The organism is Prescottella agglutinans (assembly GCF_004011865.1).
In the GTDB taxonomy this organism is placed as follows: domain Bacteria; phylum Actinomycetota; class Actinomycetes; order Mycobacteriales; family Mycobacteriaceae; genus Prescottella; species Prescottella agglutinans.
Genome location: NZ_RKLP01000011.1, coordinates 141,965 through 166,358 on the forward strand (window position 1 = coordinate 141,965; position 24,394 = coordinate 166,358).

At 69.2% G+C, this 24,394-nt stretch carries 19 protein-coding genes and 1 tRNA gene; 9 read left to right on the forward strand and 11 right to left on the reverse strand.

The window, feature by feature from the left end:
• A complete protein-coding gene (locus EGT67_RS20150) occupies positions 1 to 183 on the reverse strand; it encodes a hypothetical protein (RefSeq protein WP_127917870.1) in 183 nt (60 codons plus the stop codon).
• A gap of 58 nt (positions 184 to 241) precedes the next feature.
• On the opposite strand from EGT67_RS20150, the gene EGT67_RS20155 reads away from it, so the two are divergent.
• Both EGT67_RS20155 and EGT67_RS20160 read left to right on the forward strand, forming a co-directional pair.
• Positions 242 to 763 (forward strand): peptidylprolyl isomerase, encoded by a 522-nt coding sequence (locus tag EGT67_RS20155; protein ID WP_127917871.1) that lies wholly within the window; start codon positions 242 to 244, stop codon positions 761 to 763.
• 15 nt (positions 764 to 778) lie between these two features.
• Positions 779 to 1,681: a rhomboid family intramembrane serine protease gene (locus tag EGT67_RS20160; RefSeq protein WP_127917872.1), complete on the forward strand. Its 903-nt coding sequence runs from the start codon at positions 779 to 781 to the stop codon at positions 1,679 to 1,681.
• Positions 1,682 to 1,688: 7 nt separating this feature from the next.
• Here the strand turns inward: EGT67_RS20160 and EGT67_RS20165 are convergent, their stop codons facing one another.
• On the reverse strand, positions 1,689 to 2,159 hold the full coding sequence (locus tag EGT67_RS20165; RefSeq protein WP_127917873.1) for a PH domain-containing protein: 471 nt from the start codon (positions 2,157 to 2,159) through the stop codon (positions 1,689 to 1,691).
• 107 nt (positions 2,160 to 2,266) lie between these two features.
• Positions 2,267 to 2,530: a cell division protein CrgA gene (crgA, locus tag EGT67_RS20170; protein ID WP_127917874.1), complete on the reverse strand. Its 264-nt coding sequence runs from the start codon at positions 2,528 to 2,530 to the stop codon at positions 2,267 to 2,269.
• Between the two features lie 171 nt (positions 2,531 to 2,701).
• Here crgA and EGT67_RS20175 point away from each other — a divergent pair, with 171 nt between their 5' ends.
• Together EGT67_RS20175 and EGT67_RS20180 are read left to right on the forward strand one after the other, a co-directional pair.
• Positions 2,702 to 3,466, forward strand: a complete 765-nt coding sequence (locus EGT67_RS20175; protein ID WP_241566135.1) for a DUF881 domain-containing protein — start codon at positions 2,702 to 2,704, stop codon at positions 3,464 to 3,466.
• A 44-nt stretch (positions 3,467 to 3,510) separates the two neighbouring features.
• Positions 3,511 to 4,176 (forward strand): aminodeoxychorismate/anthranilate synthase component II, encoded by a 666-nt coding sequence (locus EGT67_RS20180; protein ID WP_127917876.1) that lies wholly within the window; start codon positions 3,511 to 3,513, stop codon positions 4,174 to 4,176.
• Positions 4,177 to 4,240: 64 nt separating this feature from the next.
• On the opposite strand, the gene pknB is transcribed toward EGT67_RS20180, so the two are convergent.
• The 7 genes from pknB to EGT67_RS20215 all read right to left on the reverse strand — a co-directional run bounded on the left by pknB (position 4,241) and on the right by EGT67_RS20215 (position 13,859).
• The gene (gene pknB / locus EGT67_RS20185; RefSeq protein ID WP_127917877.1) at positions 4,241 to 6,172 is read right to left on the reverse strand and encodes a Stk1 family PASTA domain-containing Ser/Thr kinase; all 1,932 of its coding nucleotides are present in this window, start codon (positions 6,170 to 6,172) and stop codon (positions 4,241 to 4,243) included.
• Entirely contained in the window at positions 6,169 to 7,554 is a 1,386-nt protein-coding gene (locus tag EGT67_RS20190) for a serine/threonine-protein kinase (protein WP_127917878.1), read from the reverse strand. Before EGT67_RS20190 ends, pknB begins: the two co-directional genes overlap by 4 nt.
• A 4-nt stretch (positions 7,555 to 7,558) precedes the next feature.
• On the reverse strand, positions 7,559 to 9,046 hold the full coding sequence (locus EGT67_RS20195; protein ID WP_127917879.1) for a peptidoglycan D,D-transpeptidase FtsI family protein: 1,488 nt from the start codon (positions 9,044 to 9,046) through the stop codon (positions 7,559 to 7,561).
• Positions 9,043 to 10,488 carry an FtsW/RodA/SpoVE family cell cycle protein gene (locus EGT67_RS20200; RefSeq protein WP_127917880.1) on the reverse strand — a complete coding sequence of 482 codons (1,446 nt, stop codon included), beginning with the start codon at positions 10,486 to 10,488 and terminating at the stop codon, positions 9,043 to 9,045. Before EGT67_RS20200 ends, EGT67_RS20195 begins: the two co-directional genes overlap by 4 nt.
• The gene (locus tag EGT67_RS20205; protein WP_127917881.1) at positions 10,488 to 11,945 is read right to left on the reverse strand and encodes a protein phosphatase 2C domain-containing protein; all 1,458 of its coding nucleotides are present in this window, start codon (positions 11,943 to 11,945) and stop codon (positions 10,488 to 10,490) included. The genes EGT67_RS20200 and EGT67_RS20205 overlap by 1 nt, the downstream gene beginning before the upstream one ends.
• Positions 11,942 to 12,409 carry an FHA domain-containing protein FhaB/FipA gene (locus EGT67_RS20210; RefSeq protein ID WP_127917882.1) on the reverse strand — a complete coding sequence of 156 codons (468 nt, stop codon included), beginning with the start codon at positions 12,407 to 12,409 and terminating at the stop codon, positions 11,942 to 11,944. Before EGT67_RS20210 ends, EGT67_RS20205 begins: the two co-directional genes overlap by 4 nt.
• 163 nt (positions 12,410 to 12,572) lie before the next feature.
• A complete protein-coding gene (locus EGT67_RS20215) occupies positions 12,573 to 13,859 on the reverse strand; it encodes a DUF3662 and FHA domain-containing protein (RefSeq protein WP_127917883.1) in 1,287 nt (428 codons plus the stop codon).
• A 196-nt stretch (positions 13,860 to 14,055) separates the two neighbouring features.
• On the opposite strand from EGT67_RS20215, the gene EGT67_RS20220 reads away from it, so the two are divergent.
• Positions 14,056 to 14,138: transfer RNA gene (locus EGT67_RS20220), tRNA-Leu, on the forward strand.
• A gap of 89 nt (positions 14,139 to 14,227) precedes the next feature.
• On the opposite strand, the gene EGT67_RS20225 is transcribed toward EGT67_RS20220, so the two are convergent.
• Entirely contained in the window at positions 14,228 to 14,683 is a 456-nt protein-coding gene (locus tag EGT67_RS20225) for a MarR family winged helix-turn-helix transcriptional regulator (RefSeq protein WP_127917884.1), read from the reverse strand.
• A gap of 184 nt (positions 14,684 to 14,867) precedes the next feature.
• Here EGT67_RS20225 and EGT67_RS20230 point away from each other — a divergent pair, with 184 nt between their 5' ends.
• The 4 genes from EGT67_RS20230 (at position 14,868) to EGT67_RS20245 (ending at position 24,175) form a co-directional block, all read left to right on the forward strand.
• Positions 14,868 to 16,310: an MFS transporter gene (locus EGT67_RS20230; protein WP_127917885.1), complete on the forward strand. Its 1,443-nt coding sequence runs from the start codon at positions 14,868 to 14,870 to the stop codon at positions 16,308 to 16,310.
• 344 nt (positions 16,311 to 16,654) lie between these two features.
• A complete protein-coding gene (locus EGT67_RS20235) occupies positions 16,655 to 17,707 on the forward strand; it encodes a beta-propeller fold lactonase family protein (RefSeq protein ID WP_127917886.1) in 1,053 nt (350 codons plus the stop codon).
• Between the two features lie 437 nt (positions 17,708 to 18,144).
• The gene (gene gltB / locus EGT67_RS20240; protein ID WP_127917887.1) at positions 18,145 to 22,731 is read left to right on the forward strand and encodes a glutamate synthase large subunit; all 4,587 of its coding nucleotides are present in this window, start codon (positions 18,145 to 18,147) and stop codon (positions 22,729 to 22,731) included.
• Positions 22,724 to 24,175 (forward strand): glutamate synthase subunit beta, encoded by a 1,452-nt coding sequence (locus tag EGT67_RS20245; RefSeq protein ID WP_127917888.1) that lies wholly within the window; start codon positions 22,724 to 22,726, stop codon positions 24,173 to 24,175. Before gltB ends, EGT67_RS20245 begins: the two co-directional genes overlap by 8 nt.
• Positions 24,176 to 24,394 lie beyond the last annotated feature (219 nt).

Genomic DNA, 24,394 nt, shown 5'->3' on the forward strand with positions numbered 1-24,394 from the left:
CTACCGCGGGTCGAGATCGTTCAGCGACGGCGGACGGGGAGCGACGGGCGGCATCTCGGGGCGTCGGGTGAGGGCGATCGCGGCGGCGCCGACCGCGGCCGCGGCGGCACCCAGACCGATCAGCACCCGTCGGCGGCCGGACGAGGACGTCGGGACGGAAGCACGCTTGGTCGCACGGGTCATGGCTCCACTCTCGCACAGGTCGTGGGCGGCGACCGGACCGCAATGGCACGATAGGGGGGTGACTTCACAGACTGCTACCGCAACGCTGCACACCAACCGCGGCGACATCAAGATCGCGCTGTTCGGCAACCATGCGCCGAAGACCGTCGAGAACTTCGTCGGCCTGGCGGACGGTTCCAAGGAGTACTCCACGCAGAACGCGCAGGGCAGCGCCTCCGGCCCGTTCTACGACGGCGCCATCTTCCACCGTGTCATCGACGGCTTCATGATCCAGGGCGGCGACCCGACCGGCACCGGTCGCGGCGGCCCGGGCTACAAGTTCGGCGACGAGTTCCACCCCGAGCTGCAGTTCGACCGCGGCTACCTGCTGGCGATGGCCAACGCCGGCCCGGGCACCAACGGCTCGCAGTTCTTCATCACCGTCGGCCCGACCCCGCACCTGAACCGTCGCCACACCATCTTCGGTGAGGTGCTCGACGAGGAGTCGAAGAAGGTCGTCGACGCCATCGCCACCACCGCCACCGACCGCGGTGACCGCCCGGTCGACGACGTCGTCATCAACAGCATCACCATCGCGTAAGACGAGGATTCACACATGACGAACCCCGGCTGGGGTGGTGCGGCGAGCGAGGGCACCCCGCCACCTCAGCCGAGGTGTGTCCACCACCCCGATCGCCCCACCGCACTCTCCTGCACCCGGTGCGGCCGCCCGGCCTGCCCGGACTGCCTGCGCCCCGCGTCCGTCGGACACCAGTGCATCGACTGTGTCGCCGCCGGACAGCGCGACGCGCGACAGGCCCGCACCGTCGCGGGCGCACCGGTCCGCACCCAGGCGCCGAGGCCGCTGCTCACCTACCTGCTGATCGCCGCCAACGTGGCGATCTTCGCGATCACCGCGGTGCAGTCGCGCAGCCTGCTCGACAACCATCTGTCCTCGCCGCTGTTCTTCGACTGGGTCCTGTGGGGGCCGGCCGTCTCCGCCGGCGACTACGGCCGCATCCTCACCAGCGGATTCCTGCACATCGGCCTGATGCACCTGGCCGTGAACATGTTCGCGCTGTACGTGATCGGCCGCGACATCGAGATCGTCCTCGGCCGGGCCCGCTACCTGGCGGTGTACCTGATCTCGCTGCTCGGCGGGTCGGCCTCGGTTCTGCTGCTCGATCCGATGGCGCCGACGGCGGGAGCCTCCGGCGCGATCTTCGGCCTGCTCGGCGCCCAGGCGGTGATCCTGCTGCGGCTGCGGCGCAGCCCGACGCCCGTCCTCGCGGTCATCGCGATCAACGTCATCATCAGCGTCACGATCCCCGGGATCTCGCTGTGGGGTCACATGGGCGGCCTGGTGGCCGGTGCCGCCGCGACCGGCGCCCTGCTCTACGCCCCGTCCGCGGTCGGAGCAAAGGACGCCGATCGGGTGCGGACCGCGGGATGGACCGCGCTGGGTTCGGTCGGCCTGCTGACGCTGATCGTCACGACCGCGGCAGTGGCCGCGATCTGACGGTCGGTCAGTCCTCCGCCGGCACCAGTCCGTGCACGGACAGCGCGTCGAACACCACCGTCGGGTCCTCGCCCAGGTCCCACCGGCCGAAGATCAGTAGTCGCTCGGTGCCGTCGGGGTCGAGCGCGTCGATCTCGAGCATCGGCACCCGCCGGCCCAGCCGCGGATACCGCACGATGCGGATCCGGGCGATGTCGCCGCGGCGGTAGACCCGTCGGCCCCGCACGCGCGTCGCGGCGATCGCCGGGCCGCCCTCGACACGCACGATCGCGAGCTTCGGTCGCTGTCGGGCGCCCAGCGCCGCGAGCACGAGCAGCGCCACCGCCGCGACGCCGGCGAGGAATCGTCCCGGTGCGTCGAGCCCGAGCAGCAGCGCGGCGGCGATCATCACGACCGCGCCGACCGCGAGGGCCGCTACCGCGCCGAGCGGGGTGGACCACTCGCGCGACGGTTCATGATCCGCTTCATCCTCAGGCATGTGTACAGATCCCCCTGTTATCCACAGGTGTTATCCACACTGGGGATGAATGACACGCGTGTAATTGCACGGCTGTAGGCAAACTGACCGGTCTGCGAAACGGAAGGTCAGCGCCACCGCATGGTCATGATCAGGCCCACGACCATGAATCCGAAGCCGATGAGGAAGTTGTACGCCCCCAAGTCGTTCATCCAGGCGAGGTTCTCACCGGCCAAGTAGTACACAATCAGCCACGCCAGCCCGACGAGCATGAAACCGAGCATCACCGACACGTACAGCGCGCTCGACGGACCCGCCTTCACCTTCACCGGGGTGCGGTTCGCGGGATTGATCGTGTAGTCGGTCTTCTTCCGGACCTTCGACTTCGGCATGACGTCCTTGTCTCGTGTGGATGGGAGAACGCGATCTGGTGCCCGGGTCGGTCCGGGCGGACAGGGTAGATTCGGCTCCACCTGTTGTGAAGTACACGCTAACTCAAATAAGCACAGCTGGGACCGGTCCGGTCACGTACCGAATGTCCGATGTGGAAGTGGTGGTCGAGGGTGCCCGACGTCGAAACGGAGCCGCAGGGCTCGAACCCGCGGTTCGGTTTCTGGTCGATCGCCGTCCTGGTCGTCTGTCTCGTCGCCGGGCTGCTGCTCGCGACCACCCGCGAGGTCTCCCACGGAAACGAGCTGCGCGCCGCCGACTCGACCCGCCTGTCCGACCTGGTCCGCCGCGCGCAGGTCGACGTCGACAACGCCGCCGCCACCCGGGACGAGCTGGCCGCCGAGGTCGAGGAGCTCCAGGAGAACGCGGCCGGCACCGACACCCGGGTGGCGGACGCGCTCGCCGACAGCCGCCAGCTCGCCGACGCCGCCGGACTGACCCCGCTCAGCGGGCCCGGCATCGTCGTCACCCTCACCGACGCGCCCCGCGACGCCGACGGCAAGTACCCGGCCGGTGCGTCGCCCGACGACCTCGTCGTCCACCAGCAGGACGTGCAGAGCGTCCTCAACGCGCTGTGGACGGGCGGTGCGGAGGCGATCGCGATGCAGGACCAGCGGATCGTGAACACGTCGGCGCCGCGGTGCATCGGCAACACGCTGCTGCTGCACGGTCGCACCTACAGCCCCCCGTACGTGGTGACCGCGATCGGGGACCCGGCCCGCCTCGCCGCGACCCTCGCGAACGAGCCCGGGATCAGGATGTTCAAGCAGTACGCCGTCCGGTACGGACTCGGGTACACCCAGCAGGAGTCGGAGCGCCTCGCCGTCCCCGCGTACACCGGGCAGTTGCACACCGAGTACGCGCAGCCGGTCGCGTAATCCCTGCGCACCGACCGAGATCACGCAGGCACTACCCTCGTCCCATGCGCATTCTGGTCGTCGACAACTACGACAGCTTCGTGTTCAACCTGGTCCAGTACCTGGGTCAGCTCGGAACGCAGGCCGAAGTGTGGCGCAACGACGACCCCCGACTGACCGGGGACGACGCCATCGCGGCCGCTGCGCGGGAGTTCGACGGTATCCTGCTCAGCCCCGGTCCCGGCACCCCGCAGCGCGCGGGCGCGACGATGCCGCTGGTCGGTGCGTGCGCCACCGCGCGCACCCCGCTGCTGGGCGTGTGCCTCGGCCACCAGGCGATCGGGGCCGCGTTCGGCGCCACCGTCGACCGCGCGCCGGAACTGCTGCACGGCAAGACCAGCCTGGTCCACCACAACGACACCGGCGTCCTCGCCGGGCTGCCGGACCCGTTCACCGCGACCCGCTACCACTCGCTGACCGTCGTCGAGGACACCATCCCCGCCGAGTTGGAGGTCACCGCCCACACCGACAGCGGCATCGTGATGGCGATGCGGCACCGCGAACTGCCGATCCACGGCGTGCAGTTCCACCCGGAGTCGGTGCTCACGCAGGGCGGTCACCGGATGCTCGCGAACTGGCTCGGTGTGTGCGGGCAGGCGCCGGCGGAGACGCTCGTCGCGACCCTCGAGGACGAGGTCGCCCGGTCGCTGGGCGACGCGCTCACCCGCTGACCCGGAGACGAAAAACGGCTGTGCGGTCCCCGGCGAGGGACCGCACAGCCGTTTCTACCGACTGCTACCGGGGAATCCCCAGCTCGCCGACGGCGACCGTCAGCGCCGCGTTCTTCGCGACCTCGGTGCCCGGCGTCTGCTGCTGACCGACGACCTTGCCCACCAGATCCTTGTCGAGCGTCGGCTGCTTGATCTGCGACAGCTGGTTCGACGAGCCCGTCCAGCCGGCCTTGCGCAGCGTCTCGACGGCCTGCGACACCGACATCTCGGTCAGGTCGGGCATCGTGAACAGCTTGCCGTTCGACACCTGGATGCGGATCGTGTCGCCCTTCGCCGCGCTCGAGCCACCGGACGGCGAGGTCGAGATCACCTCGCCCTCGGGCTTGCCGGAGTCGATCTTCTCGACCTGGACCTTGAATCCGGCACCCTCGATGTTCGGCTGCGCGACGTCGATCGACTGGCCGATGACGTTCGGCACCCGCACCTGCTCGGGACCCGAACCCAGCGTGATCGCCACGGTGGAATCGAGGTTGATCTTCGCGCCTGCCGACGGCTCCTGGCCGACGACCATGTCGATCTGCTCCGAATCCGAGGCCGCGCGGCCGACGTCGGAGTCCATCCGCAGACCGGCCGCGGCCAGCGCCTTCTCCGCGTCCTCCTGCGACAAGCCGGAGAGCTTGGGCACCTGCACCTGCTCGGGGCCCGACGACACCTGCAGCGTGACGGTGCTGTTCTCGTCCACCGAGGTGCCGGCCGCCGGGTTGGTGCCGATGACGTTGCCGTTCGCCACCACCGGGTCGGGCCGGGTCTGGATCGTCGAGTCGAGCTTCGCGTTGCGCAGCATCGTCTCGGCTTCCTGGACGCTGCGGCCCGCGACGTTCGGCACCGGCACCTTCTCCGGCGTGGACAGCAGCGACGCCGCGAACGCGCCGATGATGCCGACGACGACCAGCGCCGCGACGGCGATCAGCACGTTGCGGGTGGTGTTCTTCTTCTTCGGCGGATCCGCCGGCGGGATCACCGTCGGTGCGGCCGTCGCCGTCGCCGTGCGTGCCGGCTCCGCCTGGTAGCCGGAACTGGTGCTGGTGCCGCCGTCGACCGCACCGAGGATCGTGGTGCGGTCCTCGGCGGTCATCACCATCGGCGCGCTGGGACGCTGCCCGCCGAGCACCCGCACCAGATCGCTGCGCATCTCGGCGGCGCTCTGGTAGCGGTTGGCCGGATTCTTGCTCATCGCCTTGAGGATCACCGAATCCAGTGCGCGCGGCACCGCCGGATTGACCAGCGACGGCGTCTTCGGGTCCTCCCGCACGTGCTGGTAGGCGACCGCCACCGGGGAATCGCCCTTGAACGGGGGCTCACCGGTGAGCAGTTCGTACAGCACACACCCGAGCGAGTAGACGTCCGAGCGGGCGTCCACCTGGTCACCGCGGGCCTGCTCCGGCGACAGGTACTGCGCGGTGCCGATCACGGCGGCCGTCTGCGTCATCGTGCTCTGACCGTCGGCCATCGCGCGCGCGATACCGAAATCCATCACCTTCACCGCGCCCGCGCGGTTGATCATGATGTTGGCGGGCTTCATGTCCCGGTGCACGATGCCGTTGCGGTGACTGAAGTCCAGCGCCGCACACACGTCGGCGATGACCTCCATCGCCCGCCGCGGAGCCATCGGCCCCTCGGCGCGGAGGATGTCGCGCAGCGTGTCGCCGTCGACGTACTCCATGACGATGTACGGCAGCGGACCGGCGTCCGTCTCGGCCTCGCCGGTGTCGTACACCGCGACGATCGCCGGGTGGTTCAGCGCGGCCGCGTTCTGCGCCTCGCGGCGGAACCGCAGGTAGAACGTGGGGTCGCGGGCCAGATCGGCGCGCAGCACCTTGATCGCGACGTCGCGGCTGAGTCGGAGGTCGCGTCCGAGGTGCACCTCGGACATCCCGCCGAACCCGAGAATCTCACCCAGCTCGTACCGGGAGGAGAGATTGCGCGGCGTCGTCATGGCAGTCCTTGCGTGGCCGTGGTTGTGGTGGCCGTTGTCGTGGTGGTCGTGGTCTCGGGCTCGGTTGTCGTCGTCGTGGTCCGCGGCGGCGTCGTGGTCGTCGTGGTTGTCGGCGGCGGCGTGGTGGTCGTCGTCGTGGTTGTCGGCGGCGGCGTGGTGGTCGTCGTCGTGGTCTCCGGCTGGGTGGTCGTCGTCGTGGTCCGCGGCGGCGTGGTGGTCGTCGTGCGGGTGGTCGTCGTCGCCGGTGTCCGCGTCGTCGACGTGGCCGCCGGTGCGGACGGTCGATCGTCTCCGCCCCCGAAGAGCAGCATGCCGAACGTGACGATCGCGGCGAGCGCGAGCAGGCCGCCACCGGCCCACGCGAGCGCCTTCTGGCCGCTGGTCCAGCCGGAACCACTGTCGCCGTCGCCCTGCGGCGCCGCAACCTGGCCGGTGTCACCGGCGTAGTTGCGCTGCTGCGTGGGCATCATCGCAGTCGGTGCGGCGGCCACGACAGGCGGGACCACGAGCGTCGCCGCCGTCGGCACCCGGCCCGGTGGGGGCGGCCGGTGCCCCGCGCGGACCGCGGCGACGGCGTCGGCGAACTCGCCGCCGTTCTCGTAGCGGCCGGCGGGGTCCTTCGTCAGCGTGATGTCGATCAGCTCACGGATCGGGGCCGGCAGGTCGGCCGGCATCGGCTCCGGCGGTTCCTGCACGTGCTTCATCGCGACCGTGAGCGTGCCGCCGCCGCCGAACGGGCGCCGACCCGACAGCGCCTCGTAGCCGACGACGCCGAGCGAGTACACGTCGCTCGCGGCGGTCGCCTCCTGGCCGAGCGCCTGCTCCGGCGCGATGTACTGCGCGGTGCCCATCACCATCCCGGTGCGGGTGACCGGGGAGGCGTCGACCGCCTTCGCGATGCCGAAGTCGGTGATCTTCACCTGCCCGGTCGGGGTGATGAGGATGTTGCCCGGCTTGACGTCGCGGTGCACGACACCGGCCGAATGCGCGGCCTGCAGCGCCCGCCCGGTCTGTTCGAGCATGTCCAGGGCATGCGGAATCGACAGCCGGCCCACGCGGGCGAGCACCGCGTTGAGCGGTTCACCCGACACCAGTTCCATCACCAGGTAGGCGAGGTTGGCGCCGGCCTCGTCGCGGGTCTCGCCGTAGTCGTACACGCCGGCGATGCCCGGATGGTTGAGCTGCGCGGTGGTGCGGGCCTCGATGCGGAACCGCTCGAGGAACTCCGGATCCGACGAGAACTCGGCCTTGAGGACCTTCACGGCGACCCGGCGGTCGAGGCGGCTGTCGGTCGCCTCCCACACCTGGCCCATGCCGCCGGTGGCGATCAGCCGCTGCAGGCGATAACGGCCGCCGATCACCGATCCGTTGGTCAACGACATCCCCTCATCCCCTCTGCAATCCCGCTGCGATGACCGCTCGCCCGATCGGGGCCGCGACCGACCCGCCGGTCGCGGCGAGCGCCCGGTCGCCGCCGTCCTCGACGATGACCGCGATCGCGACGGTCGGATTCTGCGCCGGTGCGAACCCGATGTACCAGGCGTGCGGCGGGGTGTTGCGCGGGTCGTTGCCGTGCTCGGCGGTGCCCGTCTTGGACGCGATCTGGACCCCCGGGATCTTGTTGCCGCCGGCGGTGTTGTTCTCCGACCCGATCATCAGCTGGGTCAGCGTCGCGGCCACCTCGGGGGACACCGCGCGGCCGACCGACTTCGGTGACGTGGTCGCCAGGTTCGACAGGTCCGGGCTCTGCAGCTGCGACACCAGGTGCGATTCCATGCGCATGCCGCCGTTGGCGATGGTCGCGGCGATCTCCGCGTTCTGCAGCGGCGTCAGCGCGACGTCGCGCTGGCCGATGCTGGACTGGCCGAGCGCCGCGTCGTCCGGGATGGGGCCGATCGTGCTGTCGGCCACCGGGATCGGGATGCCGGGCGTGTTGGGTCCGATGCCGAACGCCTTGGCCTGCTCGGCGAGCGCGTCCGACCCGGTCTTGATGCCCAACTCGACGAACGCCGTGTTGCACGAGCGCGCGAACGCCTCCCGCAGCGACGCCGTCGGCCCGCCGCCGCAGTTGGTGCCGTTGTAGTTCTCGAGTGTCGTCGAGGTGCCGGGCAGCGTGATGTTCGGTGCCGCGGTCAGCTGCTCGTCCGGGTTCGCGCCGTTCTCCAGCGCCGCCGCGGTCACGACCACCTTGAACGTCGAACCGGGCGGGTAGGTCGCGGACACCGCGCGGTTGAGCATCGGCTTGTCCGGGTCGGCGTTCAGTTCGTCCCACGCCGCCGCGGTCTCGGCGCCGTCGTGGCCCGAGAGGCGGTTCGGGTCGTAACTGGGGGTGCTGGCCATCGCCAGGATGTTGCCGGTGCTCGGCTCGATCGCGACCACCGACCCCGTGTAGCCCTTCGCGGTCAGCTCGTCGTACGCGACCTGCTGCATCACCGGATCGATCGTGCTGATGACGTTGCCGCCGCGCGGATCGCGACCCGACACCAGGTCGAAGAAACGGTTGCTGAACAGGCGGTTGTCCGAGCCGTTGAGCACCGGGTCCTCGGCCTTCTCCAGGCCGGCGCTGCCGTACTGCATCGAGTAGAAGCCGGTGACCGGAGCGTTCGCGAGCGGGCTCGACGGCGACGCCGGGTTCGGCGGGTACACGCGCAGGTACTTGTAGCGGTCGTCGGTGGGGACCGACGCCGCGAGCACCTGCCCGCCCGCGGAGATCTGGCCGCGCTGCCGCGAGTACTCGTCGAGCAGCACCCGCGAGTTGCGCGGATCGTTGCGCAGGTCGTCGGCCTTGATGACCTGCACGTAGGTGGCGTTGGCGAGCAGCGCGACGACCATCACCATGACGGCCAGCGCGACGCGGCGAAGCGGTGTGTTCATTGGCGCTCCAGCATTTCCGTCGGAGCGTCCGCGATGGGAGCCGGCCCCTTCTTCACGGGCGCCGCGGGAGTGCGGGCGGCGTCGGAAATCTTCATCAGCAGTGCCAGTAGCAGGTAGTTCGCGAGCAACGACGATCCACCGTACGACATGAACGGAGTGGTGAGACCCGTGAGGGGAATCAGCTTCGTCACACCGCCGACGACCACGAACAGCTGGATCGCGATCGTGAACGACAGACCCGCGGCGAGCAGCTTGCCGAAGCTGTCGCGCACCGCGAGCGCGGTGCGCAGCCCACGCACCACGAAGACGAGGAACAGCATGAGGATGGCCGCCAGACCGACCAGACCCAACTCCTCGCCGATCGCGGCGATGATGAAGTCGGTCTTGGCGAACGGCACCTGCGACGGGCGGCCGCTACCGAGCCCGGTGCCGGCGATGCCGCCGGTCGCGAGTCCGAACAGTGACTGCGAGATCTGGTAGCCGGTGTTCTGGTAGTCGCCGAGCGGGTCGATCCACGTGTCCACGCGCACCCGGACGTGGCCGAACATCTGGTACGCGAAGAAGAACCCGACGATCAGCAGCGCACCACCGATCAGCAGCCACCCGACCCGCTCCGTCGCGATGTACAGCATCACCAGCACGGTGCCGAAGATCAGCAGCGACGTGCCCAGGTCCTTCTCGAACACCATGATGGCGACCGAGACGATCCACGCCACCAGGATCGGACCGAGGTCGCGCGCGCGGGGGAGGTCCATACCGAAGAAGTGCCGGCCGGCGGTGGTGAACAGGTCGCGCTTGGCGACCAGGACCGCGGCGAAGAAGATGATCAACAGGATCTTCGCGAACTCGCCCGGCTGGATGCTGAACCCGGGTAGCTTGATCCAGATCTTGGCGCCGTTGACCTCGGAGAACCGGGAGGGCAGCAGCGCCGGGATCGCCAGGAGCACCAGTCCCGCGAGCCCCACCGTGTACCCGTACCGCGCGAGCAGTCGGTAGTCGCGCAGCAGCACGAGCACGGTGACGAACCCGGCGAGCGCGAGCGCCGTCCACAACACCTGCTGGGTGGCGTCGGGGGAGGGGACCGGCAGACCCTGGTGGATCGCGCTGTCGGCGTCGGCGAGGTCGAGACGGTGGATCAGGACCAGCCCGAGCCCGTTGAGCAGGGCCACGATCGGCAGCAGCAGCGGGTCCGCGTACGGCGCGAAGCGTCGCACCGCGAGGTGCGCGACCAGGAACATCACCGCGTAGGCGATCCCGTACTTCGCGAGATCCCACGTGAGGGTCTGCTCCTGGCTCGCCTCGACCAGCACCAGCGACATCGTCGTGATCGCAATCGCGCAGCACAGCAGGACCAGTTCGGTGTTCCTGCGGTTCGACTGGACGGGTGCGGCGGCGAAGCCGCTCGGTGGGCTGGGGAAGGGAGCGTCGGACGTGGATGACATCAGCTAGCGGCCCTGCAGTTCTGGCCCGGGATCTGCTCGATCGGCGCCGGAGTAGGGGTGGCCGGGGGCGGAGCCGCCGTGGTCGGTGCGGGCGCCGGGGCCGGACCGGGCGGCGGAGTCGGCGCCGGGGCCGGGGCCGGGGCCGGGGCGGGCACGGGCGCCGGAGCGGGCGTCGGCGTCGGGGCGGGCGTCGGTTCCGGCGTGCACAGCGGCAACAGGTCGTTCGCGGCCAGTCGCCGCATCTGCTCGATCGCCTCGTCCTGCGAACCCGACGGCAGACCGGCACGCACCTGCTCGCGCGCCGACGGCTGCAGGTCGTCGACCTTCAGCACGCGGCAGTCGCTCGGCAGCGTGTTCGGGTCCACGATCGTCAGCACGTCGCTGTCGGTGATGCAGCCGACGAGCGCACTGTCCTGCAGCGAGACGCCGAGGACCGACCCGGGGACGCCGCGCAGCACCGTGACCTGATCGTCGGACGCGCCGACGTAGTAGTAGTTGCGGATCATCGAGCGGCCCACGACCAGCCCGCCGGCGACCAGCACGACCAACCCGAGCACGATCAGCGTCCAGCGCAGCTTGTGGGACTTCTTCGGGGGCTCCTCGGGGACCGGGGTCACCCGCTTCGGGGTCGCGCGCGGCGGCCGCATCGCCGCGGCCCGGCCCGCCGCGGTGTTCGGCGGCGGCGTGTCCTCCTCCTCGTCGGAGGCGGCGCCACCGACGATCGGGTGGCTCTGGCCGTAGTCGAGGTCGATGACGTCGGCGACGATGACCGTGACGTTGTCGGGTCCGCCGCTGCGCAGCGCCAGTTCGATGAGCCGGTCGGCGCACTCGTCGTGCGTGCCCTCGCGCATGGTGTTCGCGATCGTCTCGTCGCTGACCACGTCGGACAGGCCGTCGGAGCACAGCAGGTAGCGGTCGCCGGCCCGCGCCTCGCGCATGATCAGCGTCGGCTCGACCTCGCTGCCGGTGAGCGCCCGCATGATCAGCGACCGCTGCGGGTGCGTGTGGGCCTGCTCGGCGGTGATCCGGCCCTCGTCGACGAGGGACTGCACGAACGTGTCGTCGCGGGTGATCTGGGTGAGCTGGTCGTCGCGCAGCAGGTAGGCACGCGAGTCGCCGATGTGGACCAGGCCCAGTTTGCTGCCCGCGAACAGGATCGCGGTGAGCGTGGTGCCCATGCCCTCGAGTTCGGGATCCTCCTCGACGTGGTCCGCGATGGTGGCGTTGCCCTCGCGGGTGGCGGCGTCGAGCTTGCCGAGCAGGTCCTCGCCCGGCTCGTCGTCGTCGAGGTGCGCGAGCGCGGCGATCATCAGCTGCGACGCGACCTCGCCGGCCGCATGGCCGCCCATCCCGTCGGCGAGCGCGAGCAGACGTGCACCCGCGTACACGGAGTCTTCGTTGTTGGCGCGGACCAGTCCGCGGTCGCTGCGGGCCGCGTAGCGCAGAACAAGGGTCACGGGCGTAGCTCGATCACTGTCTTGCCGACGCGCACCGGGGTGCCGAGCGGGACACGGACCGCCGTGGTGACCTTGGCCCGGTCCAGGTAGGTGCCGTTGGTCGAGCCGAGGTCTTCGACGTACCAGTCGGTGCCGCGCGGGGACAGGCGTGCGTGCCGGGTCGACGCGTAGTCGTCGGTGAGCACGAGCGTCGAGTCGTCGGCACGACCGATGAGCACCGGTTGGGTGCCCAGCGTGATGCGGGTGCCGGCAAGCGCGCCCTGCGTCACGACCAAGTGCTTGGCGACCTTCTGCTTGCTGAGTGCCGGCAGCACCGACGGGCGCCGTGTGTACCGCGACGTGACACGTCCGCCGCCCGCGCCCGCGTAGACGTCGTTGCGGAGGGCCCGGATCACCGCCCACACGAAGAGCCAGAGCAGCAGCAGGAAGCCAGCTCGCGTCAGTTGGAGTATCAGTCCCTGCACTGCTCGACACCTCCTTCGGGAGCACGGCCACGCGGGTGCGCAACCGGGGCATTCTCAGCTGGCTGCATCATATGTGGAAGCCGCCGACAGCGATCATGATCCAGCACCGCGCCCGGTGTCCCGACACGCGGTCCCCTGTGTCGGCGGAGGACGTCTGCAGTGGTCAGAGGATGCGCACCAGGATCTCGGAGTGTCCGGCGCGAATCACATCACCGTCGGCCAGCTGCCAGTCCTGGACCTGCGCGCCGTTCACGGTGGTGCCGTTGGTGGACCCGAGATCGGCGAGCATCGCGACCTGACCGTCCCAGCGGACGTCGAAGTGGCGGCGCGAGACGCCGGTGTCGGGCAGCCGGAACTGGGCGTCCTGACCGCGTCCGACGATGTTGTTGCCCTCGCGCAACTGGTAGAAGCGACCGCTGCCGTCCTCGAGCTGCAGCGTCACCGTGAGCGTGCGACCTGCCTCGGGCGCGTACCCGGCCTGGTAGCCCTGGTCGTAGCCGCCCTGCTGGCCGTACGCCTGGTTGTACCCGGCCTGGTCGTAGCCGCCCTGCTGGTAGTCGTAGTCGGCGTATCCCTGCTGGGCGTAGCCCTGGTCGTAGCCGCCCTGCTGGTCGTAGCCGCCCTGCTGGTCGTAGCCACCCTGCTGGTCGTAGCCACCCTGGTAGCCCTGGTCGTACCCGGACTGGTTGTAGTCCTGGTTGTAGCCGGGGTACTGGCCCGGGTACGGCTGCTGTGCGTCGTACTGCTGCTGGTCGTAGCCCTGCTGGTAGCCGCCCTGCTGCGGGTAGCCCGCGTCCTGCGGGTAGCCACCCTGCTGGGGGGCGCCGTATCCGCGGTCGTAGCGCTCGGTGTAGCCCTGCGGGTAGTCCTGCTGGTAGCCCTGCGCCTGATCGTGACCCGGGTGTGCGTTGCCATTGCGCGCCTGATCGTGTTCCTGGCGGCGATCCTGGGGGTCGCGGCCGGGCTCGTAGCCGGGGTTCTGCGTCATGGGGCCTGCTCCTGGGTTCGGTGAAACGGGTACGGGGGCACGTCCCGCGCGGGGACCGGGTCCGGCTCCGCCGGCGTTGCCGCGGCGCGCGTCCGGATCGACCGATCCCGTCGTGCGGAATTGCCCGGTGTGCAGTGTCGGGGACGGCTCGAATCGGACTTCGATGTCACCGTACGTCTGCCACCCCTGTTCGCGGATGTATCCCTCGAGGTGTCGGGCAAAAGATTTCACGGTCAACTCGTGATCCGAGGACAGCTTCTCGTGATCCGACTCGTTGATCGTGATCACGTAACTGTTGGGCGCCAGGTAGTGGCCGCCGTCCAGTTGCTGGACGCGGTCGGCCGCCTCCTGCTGCAGCGCGGATTCCACTTCCTGAGGTACGACGCCCCCGCCGAAGACGCGCGCGAAGGCGTCACCGACAGCCCCCTGAAGCTTGCGCTCGAAACGTTGAACGATCCCCACGGCATGAACCTAGCTGTTGTCTGTTCTCGGTCAATCTGCGTGTCGCGGCCGCAATACTCGCTGCCGCTGCTTCTGCATGATATCTGGACCCCCTCGCGGCGGGGGTTCGGCGGCGTTCCTGAGGCGCATTTTTCGGCCTCTACCTGCACGAATCGTCGTTTCCGCAGAGTGCATGCTAGTGTTTTCCACGTCGCTCGGGCGAGTGGCGGAATGGCAGACGCGCTGGCTTCAGGTGCCAGTGTCCTTCGGGACGTGGGGGTTCAAGTCCCCCTTCGCCCACAACAGACAGAGGCCGCGAGTTCTTCGGAACTCGCGGCCTCTGTCGTTTCGGGGGAACCGTGTTCCGGGGTCCCCGCCCCGTCGTCCGGTCACGTCCGCGGCCACGGCCGCCCGTCGAGTCGCTCGATGTCGGTGTTGAACCGCTCCAGGTAGGCGGCGAAGGCGGCGACGTCGTCCGGTTCCCAGCCCTCCAGCACCCGGTCGAGGGCGTCGATGCTCCCGGCGCGTTCGGCATCGAGGCGACACTGCCCCTCGGGGGTGATGCGGTACTTGCGTGCCATGCCGCCGTCGGGGTCGGCGATACGTTCGACGAATCCGGCGCCCAGGATGGCGGTGGTCTGGCGGTGCAGCGTCGAGGTGTCGAGGCCGAGGGCGTCGCTGAGCTGTCCGATGGACATGGGCCCTTCCATGCTCAGGCGGCTGAGCAGGATGTATGCGCTGGTGTCGAGGTGGCCGTTGCTGCGGCGTGGTCGCGGGCTGTTGAGGCGCAGGTGCCGGCCGAGAATCATCGTCTCGAACTCGATCAAGTGCGTGGGCTTGTCCATTCCCGTCCTCTCGCGAACCGCGCCCGACGCTCAGGTGTCCGACGCACCCCTCATTGTGCCCGCCGGAAACGGACAAACGCCCCTTGTGGGCGCCGGGTGTGACGCATCTTGTTGCATCTTGCAATCAAGTTGTACTCTGCAACCGATTTGCATCATGCAATCTACTGATTGAGGAGGGCCACGCGTGGAGAGTCCCGCGTCCACCGACCGTTCGAACGGCGTCGTCACCGTGCTGGCGGCCGCCGGCATCGTGGCGGCACTCATGCAAACCCTGGTGGTGCCGCTGATCGGCGACCTGCCGCAGATCCTCGACACGACGGCGTCCAACGCGTCGTGGGTCATCACCATCACGCTGCTGGTCGGTTCGGTCGCGACGCCGGTCACCGGACGCCTCGGCGATCTGCTGGGCAAGCGGCGTATGTTGCTGTTCTGCGCGGTGCCGCTGGCACTCGGATCCGTGACCTGCGCCCTCGCGACGTCGCTCGTGCCGATGATCGTGGGTCGCGGCCTGCAGGGTCTGGGCGTGGGCATGGTGCCGCTGGGCATCAGCGCTCTGCGCGAACTGGTGCCGCCGCAGAAGCTGGGCTCGTCGATCGCCCTGATGAGCGCGACGATGGGCATCGGTGGTGCGCTGGGTCTGCCGCTCGCGGCGTTGGTCATCCAGAACACCAGCTGGCGGGCGCTGTTCTGGGGCTGCGCGGTGCTCAGCGTGCTGATCGGCGTGCTGATCTGGCGGCTCATCCCGGCGACGCCTCCGCTCGCGGCGGGTGGCCGGTTCGACTTCGTCGGCGCGATCGGTCTCGGCGTGGGACTGGTGTCGCTGCTGCTGGCCGTCTCGAAGGGTGCCGTCTGGGGCTGGGGGAGCGCATCGATCCTCGGCCTGTTCGCGGCCGCGGTGATCGTGCTGCTCGCGTGGGGGTGGTGGGAGCTGCGCACCGCCGACCCGCTGGTCGACCTGCGGGTGACCGCGCGCCGGCAGGTGCTGCTCACCAATGCCGCCTCGATCGTCGTGGGCTTCTCGATGTACGCGCAGTCGCTGATCGTTCCGCAGCTCCTGCAGCTGCCCGAGGCCACCGGCTACGGCTTGGGCCAGTCGATGCTCGCGATGGGTCTGTGGATGGCCCCCGGCGGCTTCGTGATGATGGCGATCTCGCCGCTCGGGGCGAAGCTGTCCGCCGCGCGCGGCCCCAAGGTCACGCTGCTGGTGGGTGCCCTGATCGTCGCGCTCGGTTACGGCTCGTCGATGGTGCTGATGGGCTCGGCCTGGGGCCTGATGCTGGTGGTCGCGATCTGCGGCGCCGGCACCGGCTTCGCGTACGGCGCCATGCCTGCACTGATCATGAGTGCGGTGCCGCCGTCGGAGACGGGTTCGGCCAACAGCTTCAACACCCTGATGCGGTCGGTCGGCACGTCCGTCGCCGCGGCCGTCGTCGGCGTGGTGCTTGCGCAGATGAGTGTCGGGATCGGTGGCGGCCACACCATTCCGACCGAGGCCGGGTTCCGCACGGGTCTGCTGATCGGCTGCGGTGTCGCCCTGGTTGCCGCCGCGATCGCAGCGGCGATCCCCGGACGCAAGCCCGCGACGACGGTCGTGGAGGTGGACGAACCCGTCGCCGCGAAGGTCTGAACTGGGCTTTCGTATCGCCGGATGAGGGTCTCCGACAAGGATTCCCGATCCCGGTGAGTCAAACGTCCAACAGATGCTAATGTTCGTCCTGCACTGGCCGCAGCTGTCCACTCGCTGCGGCCAGTAGCTATTTTTGCACCGGAATCCCGGGCTCTACCGATGTTTCACGCGAAACGTGAACTCGGCCCGGCAGCGGTGTCCCGCAGGTCGATCGGTTCCGGATCGTGCCGGGTGTTTACGGCGCGGCGCTCGCGGGCATCCGACGGTGTCGGCGTTGCCATGGCCGGCCAGCGGCGCGCGTCGCCGGATATCGGCGATTTGTGCGCCTGGAGAAGGGAACACGCATGATCTCGCCTTCCTCTTCCTCGTCCTCCCTGTCTGCGCCGCCGCGTCGCCGACGCGATCCGGGCCCGGTCGCGGTCCGCCGGTCGCCGCGGGCGCGGGTCGCCGCCGCGGCCTTCGCGGCGGTCGGGCTGGCGCTGTCCGCCGGCCCGGTCGCGCAGGCGGACACGGTCACTGCCACGTTTCCGGTCGGCACGGGACCGACCGGGGTGGCGTTCGGCCCCGGCGGCGCCCGCGCCTACGTCACCAATTCCTACGACGACGCGGTCGCGCTGGTCGACCCCGTCACCGACGCCGTCACCGGTACGTTTCCGGTCGGCAGGTTCCCGACCGGGGTGGCGTTCGGCCCGGACGGGGCGCGCGCCTACGTCGCCAACTACGAGAGCGGCACGGTGTCGGTCGTCGACACCGCCTCGGAGTCCGTCGTCGCCACCGTGCGGGTCGGCGCCGGTCCGGAGGGGGTGGAGGTGACGCCGGACGGTGCCCGTGTGTTCGTGTCCAACTACGACGACGGCACCGTGTCGGTGATCGACACCGCCACCGACGGCGTCGTCTCCACCGTCCCGGTCGGCAGCCTGCCGTCCGAGGTCGCCGCCACGCCGGACGGTTCCCGCGTGTACGTGGCCGACGAGGGCAGTGACACGGTGTCGGTGATCAGCACGTTCATCAACACGGTGGTGGCCTCCGTGCCGGTCGGCGATGCGCCGTTCGGGTTGGATGTCACACCGGACGGTTCGCGTGTCTACGTCGCGAACTGGGACAGCGACACGGTGTCGGTGATCAGCACGGACACCGACGCGGTGGTGGCGTCGGTGCCGGTGGGCGACGAACCGTTCGGGCTGGCGGTCACGCCGGACGGTTCCCGCGTCTACGTCACCAACTACGGCGGCGATTCCGTGTCGGTGCTCGAGACCGCCACCGGTGCCGTGGTCGCCACCGTGCCCGTCGGCGACAGCCCGTCCGGGGTGGCGATCACGCCCGACGGGGCGCGCGCCTACGTCACCGACTACGACGGCGACACGGTGTCGGTCATCGCGATTGAACGCGGTCCGTAGCCGGCAGCGTCCGATCCGAGCTCCGCAACCGGCCCGACACCGCAGCGATACGCGCCCGCCGCGCGGTCGTAGGACGATCGTGTCGATGCCGCAATACGTCGGGGCATCGGCCACGAAACATTCGCTCTAGGCTGTGACGTGCGTTGCATTTCCCCAAGAGGCGGGAGCAAACGCACAGGTCACGGGGTGGAGAGGGGAGCCTTGCTTGCGTTTCTCCCAGGGGCGTGAATTAACCTTTTCTCAACACGGTGGACTCATGACCGTCTGAAACGCCCCAGAGCAACGTCGCCGGGGCGGACGTCAGTCCCGTGCCGAGGCTCAACGAGGAGCCATTCTCGGTCGGTGCCGCACAATGTCGTGCCGGTACATGCTCTGCAGTTGTATGGCCATCAGCGCTGCTGGTCGTCGGTGCATTTACGCATACGAAGGCAGTAGGTATGAAGCATCTTCCCGGGCCCCAGGGGCTCTACCACCCGGCAAACGAGCACGACGCGTGTGGCGTCGCGTTCGTCGTCGACATGCACGGTCGCCGCAGCCGCGACATCGTCGAGAAGGCGATCACCGCGCTGGTCAACCTCGAGCACCGCGGTGCCGCGGGCTCCGAGCCCAACACCGGTGACGGCGCCGGCATCCTGCTCCAGGTCCCGGACCGCTTCCTGCGCGCCGTGGTCGACTTCGAGCTGCCCGCCGCCGGCGCGTACGCCACCGGCATCGCGTTCCTGCCGCAGGGCGAGGAGGCCGCCGACACGGCCGCCGCGGGTGTCGAGAAGATCGTCGCCGAGGAGGGCCTGACGGTCCTCGGCTGGCGTGCGGTCCCCACCGACGACTCGTCGCTCGGTTCGCTGGCGCAGGCCGCGATGCCGACGTTCCGTCAGGTGTTCATCGGCTCGGCCGGTGACACGGTGACCGACATGGACCTCGAGCGCCGCGCGTACGTCATCCGCAAGCGCGTCGAGCACGAGCTCGGCGACGGCGGTGCCGGCCAGGACGGCCCGGGCCGCGAGTCGGTGTACTTCCCGAGCCTGTCCGGTCAGACCTTCGTCTACAAGGGCATGCTCACCACCCCGCAGCTCAAGGGCTTCTACCTGGACCTGCAGGACGAGCGGGTCGAGAGCGCGCTGGGCCTGGTCCACTCGCGCTTCTCCACCAACACGTTCCCGTCGTGGCCGCTGGCGCACCCGTTCCGCCGCGTCGCCCACAACGGCGAGATCAACACCGTCAGCGGCAACGAGAACTGGATGCGGGCCCGCGAGGCGCTCATCAAGTCCGACGTGTTCGGTGAGGGTGCGCTCGAGAAGATCTTCCCGATCTGCACCCCGGGCGCCTCGGACACCGCGCGGTTCGACGAGGTGCTCGAGCTGCTGCACCTCGGCGGCCGCAGCCTGCCGCACGCCGTGCTGATGATGATCCCGGAGGCCTGGGAGCGTCACGAGAGCATGGATCCGGCCCGCAAGGCGTTCTACGAGTACCACTCGGCGCTCATGGAGCCGTGGGACGGCCCGGCGTCGGTGTGCTTCACCGACGGCACCGTCGTCGGCGCGGTGCTCGACCGCAACGGCCTGCGTCCGTCGCGCGTGTGGGTCACCGAGGACGGCCTGGTCGTCATGGCGTCCGAGGTCGGCGTCCTCGACATCGCCCCGGAGAAGATCGTGCGCCGCATGCGCATGCAGCCGGGCCGCATGTTCCTGGTCGACACCGCGCAGGGCCGCATCATCTCGGACGACGAGATCAAGTCGGAGCTCGCCGCGGAGCACCCGTACCAGCAGTGGATCGACGAGGGCCTCGTCCAGATCGACGACCTGCCGGAGAGCAAGTACACGTACATGACCCACGACCGGGTCGTGCTGCGCCAGCAGATCTTCGGTTTCACCAACGAGGAGGTGAACCTCCTCGTCAAGCCGATGGCGCTCACCGGCGGCGAGGCGCTGGGCTCGATGGGCACCGACACCCCGATCGCGGTGCTCTCGGCCCGTCCGCGGATGCTGTTCGACTACTTCCAGCAGCTGTTCGCGCAGGTCACCAACCCGCCGCTCGACGCCATCCGCGAGGAGATCGTCACGAGCCTGGGCGGCACCATCGGCCCCGAGGCCGACCTGCTGAACCCGTCGGCCGCGTCGTGCCGCCAGATCGCGCTGCCGCAGCCGATCCTGCACAACGACGACCTGTCGAAGCTGATCCACCTCAACGACAACGCGAAGTTCCCGCACTTCCGCAGCGTCGTCGTGCGCGGTGTGTACCCGGTCGCGCAGGGCGGCGAGGGCCTGCGCAAGGCCCTGGACACGGTGCGCGACAAGGTGTCCGAGGCCATCGCCGGCGGTGCCCGCATCATCGTGCTGTCCGACCGCGAGTCCAACGAGAAGTACGCGCCGATCCCGTCGCTGCTGCTCACCTCCGCGGTGCACCACCACCTGGTGCGCGAGAAGACCCGCACCAAGGTCGGTCTGATCGTCGAGTCCGGTGACGCCCGCGAGGTCCACCACATGGCGGCGCTGCTCGGCTTCGGTGCCGCGGCGGTCAACCCGTACATGGCGTTCGAGACCATCGACGAGCTGCTGCAGAGCAACCAGCTGCAGGGTCTGAGCCTGGACAAGGCCGTCGCGAACTACATCAAGGCCGCCGGCAAGGGTGTGCTCAAGGTGATGTCGAAGATGGGCATCTCCACGCTCGCGTCGTACACCGGTGCCCAGCTGTTCCAGGTGATCGGCCTGTCGCAGGGGCTCGTCGACGAGTACTTCAGCGGCCTGCACTCGAACCTTGACGGCATCGGCCTGGACGAGATCGCCGCGGATGTCGCTGCGCGCCATGCCAATGCGTACCTGGACCGTCCGGAGCTGCGGGCGCACCGCGAGCTCGAGGTCGGCGGCGAGTACCAGTGGCGTCGTGAGGGCGAGTACCACCTGTTCAACCCGGACACGGTGTTCAAGCTCCAGCACGCCACCAAGACCGGCCAGTACCAGGTCTTCAAGGAGTACACCAAGCTGGTCGACGACCAGTCGGAGCGACTGGCGTCGCTGCGTGGCCTGTTCAAGTTCAAGACCGGTCTGCGCGAGCCCATCTCGATCGACGAGGTGGAATCAGCGGAGTCGATCGTCAAGCGGTTCTCGACCGGCGCGATGAGCTACGGCTCCATCTCGGCGGAGGCGCACGAGACCCTCGCGATCGCGATGAACCGTCTCGGTGCACGGTCGAACTCCGGTGAGGGCGGCGAGGATCCGCGGCGTTTCGAGGTCGAGGAGAACGGCGACTGGCGTCGCTCGGCGATCAAGCAGGTCGCGTCGGGCCGCTTCGGTGTCACCTCGCACTACCTGAGCAACTGCACCGACATCCAGATCAAGATGGCGCAGGGCGCCAAGCCCGGTGAGGGCGGCCAGCTGCCGCCGCACAAGGTGTACCCGTGGGTCGCCGAGGTGCGTGGCTCCACCCCGGGCGTCGGCCTCATCTCGCCGCCGCCGCACCACGACATCTACTCGATCGAGGATCTGGCCCAGCTGATCCACGACCTGAAGAACGCGAACCCGCAGGCGCGGATTCACGTGAAGCTGGTCTCGGAGATCGGTGTCGGCACCGTCGCCGCGGGTGTCTCGAAGGCGCACGCCGACGTCGTCCTGATCTCGGGTCACGACGGTGGCACCGGCGCCTCGCCGCTGACGTCGCTCAAGCACGCGGGTGCGCCGTGGGAGCTCGGCCTGGCCGAGACCCAGCAGACGCTGCTGCTCAACGGTCTTCGTGACCGCATCGTGGTCCAGGTCGACGGCCAGATGAAGACCGGCCGCGACGTCATGATCGCGACGCTGCTCGGTGGCGAGGAGTTCGGTTTCGCGACCGCGCCGCTGGTGGTCTCGGGCTGCATCATGATGCGCGTGTGCCACCTCGACACCTGCCCGGTGGGTGTGGCGACGCAGAACCCGGTGCTGCGCAAGCGTTTCGCGGGCAAGCCCGAGTTCGTCGAGAACTTCTTCATGTTCATCGCGGAGGAGGTGCGTGAGCTGCTCGCCGAGCTGGGCTTCCGCACCCTGCAGGAGGCCGTCGGCCAGGTCGACGTCCTCGACACCACCGCGGCGCTCGAGCACTGGAAGGCGTCCAAGCTGGACCTGTCCCCGATCCTGCACAAGGTCGAGTCCGCGTTCGCGGACCAGGACCTGTACTGCTCGGGCACGCAGGAGCACGGCCTGGAGAAGGCACTCGACCAGCAGCTGATCGAGCAGGCGCGTGCGGCCCTCGACAGGGGCGAGGCCGTCGCGTTCGAGTCGGAGATCACCAACGTCAACCGCACGGTCGGCACCATGCTCGGCCACGAGGTGACGAAGGCCTTCGGCGCGGAAGGTTTGCCGGACAACACGATCGACATCACGTTCACGGGTTCGGCCGGCAACAGCTTCGGCGCGTTCGTGCCCAAGGGCATGACGCTGCGGCTGCAGGGCGACGCCAACGACTTCGTCGGCAAGGGGCTGTCCGGTGGACGCATCGTCGTCCGCCCGCCGCTGCGGACGGCGGAGGGCTTCGTGCCCGAGGAGAACATCATCGGCGGCAACGTGATCCTGTTCGGTGCCACCACGGGTGAGGCTCTCATCCGCGGCATCGTGGGTGAGCGTTTCGCAGTCCGCAACTCCGGCGCCACCGCTGTCGTCGAGGGTGTGGGCGATCACGGTTGCGAGTACATGACCGGCGGCAAGGTGGTCATCCTCGGCAAGACCGGACGCAACTTCGGCGCCGGCATGTCCGGTGGTGTCGCGTTCATCTTCAACCCGGACCGTGATTTCGGGGCCAACCTCAACACCGAGTTGGTCGATCTCGAGGATCTCAGCGTCGAGGACTTCGAGTGGCTGCACGGCGCCATCGAGCGCCACCGTGACGAGACCGGATCCGAGGTTGCGGCTCGGATCCTCGCCGACTGGTCGCACCAGAAGGCACATTTCGCGAAGGTCATGCCGCGCGACTACAAGAAGGTCCTCGTCGCTATCGAGACCGCGAAGAAGAACGGAACGAACGTGGACGACGCAATCATGGAGGCAGCTCGTGGGTGATCCGAACGGCTTCCTGAAGCACACGTCGCGCGAGCTGCCCATCCGCCGCCCGGTGCCGCTGCGCCTGATGGACTGGAAGGAGGTGTACGAGGATTTCTCCTCGGACACCCTCAAGTCCCAGGCCAGCCGGTGCATGGATTGCGGTATCCCGTTCTGCCACAACGGTTGCCCGCTCGGAAACCTGATTCCCGAGTGGAACGACCTGATCCACAAGGATCGGTGGCGCGAGGGCATCGACCGGCTGCACGCGACCAATAACTTCCCGGAGTTCACCGGCCGGCTGTGCCCGGCGCCGTGTGAGGCGTCGTGCGTGCTCGGCATCAACCAGGACGCGGTGACCATCAAGCAGGTCGAGGTCGAGATCATCGACCGCGCCTTCGACGAGGGCTGGGTCCAGCCGGTGCGCGCCTCGCACATCACCGGCAAGAAGGTCGCGGTCGTCGGCTCCGGCCCGGCGGGCCTGGCTGCCGCACAGCAGCTCACGCGCGCCGGTCACTCGGTGACGGTGTTCGAGCGCGAGGACCGCATCGGCGGCCTGCTGCGCTATGGCATCCCCGAGTTCAAGATGGAGAAGCGCCACATCGACCGCCGCCTGGCGCAGATGGAGGCGGAGGGCACGGTGTTCCGCACCGGCGTCAACGTCGGTGTCGACATCACCGCCGAGCAGCTGCGTGAGCAGTTCGACGCGGTCGTCCTCGCCGGCGGTGCCACCGAGGCGCGCGACCTGCCGATCCCGGGCCGCGAGCTGGATGGCATCCACCAGGCGATGGAGTTCCTGCCGATCGCCAACCGGGTGCAGCTGGGCGACCTGACCGAGCCGACCATCACGGCGAAGGGCAAGAAGGTCGTCATCATCGGCGGCGGCGACACCGGTGCCGACTGCCTCGGCACCAGCCACCGCCAGGGCGCCGAGAGCGTGCACCAGTTCGAGATCATGCCGCGCCCGCCGGAGGAGCGTGCCGACTCCACCCCGTGGCCGACGTACCCGCTGATGTACCGCGTGTCGTCCGCCCACGAGGAGGGTGGCGAGCGCGTGTTCTCGGTCAACACCGAGGAGTTCGTCGGTCGCGACGGCAAGGTGACCGCGCTCAAGGCGCACGAGGTCACGATGGTGAACGGCCGCTTCGAGAAGGTGGAGGGCTCGGACTTCGAGCTCGAGGCCGACATCGTGTTCCTCGCGATGGGCTTCGTCGGCCCCGAGAAGCCGGGTCTGCTCACCGATCTGGGCGTCGACCTCAACGAGCGCGGCAACGTCGCCCGCTCGTCGGAGTGGGCCACCAACGTCGACGGCGTCTTCGTCGCCGGCGACATGGGCCGCGGTCAGTCGCTGATCGTGTGGGCCATCGCCGAGGGCCGCTCGTGCGCGGCCGCGGTCGACAAGTTCCTCGAAGGCTCGACGGCGTTGCCCACGCCGATCGTGCCGACCGCAGCGCCGCAGCGCTGATCCGGGCGGGGACCAGCGTCGTTCCCCGCCACCAGGGCTCGAAGGCCCCGTTCCACGCTTCGCCTCGCGTGGAACGGGGCCTTCGTCTTTTTTGTCCGATCTCTTTTGGACGGGTGACCAGAAAACAGGTTTGCAACGATCGCGCAACGGCTATGGTTCGCCTCATGTGATGCACGACACAGCACCGCCGGTCGGGGAGGCGGATACCACCCGAGGAGG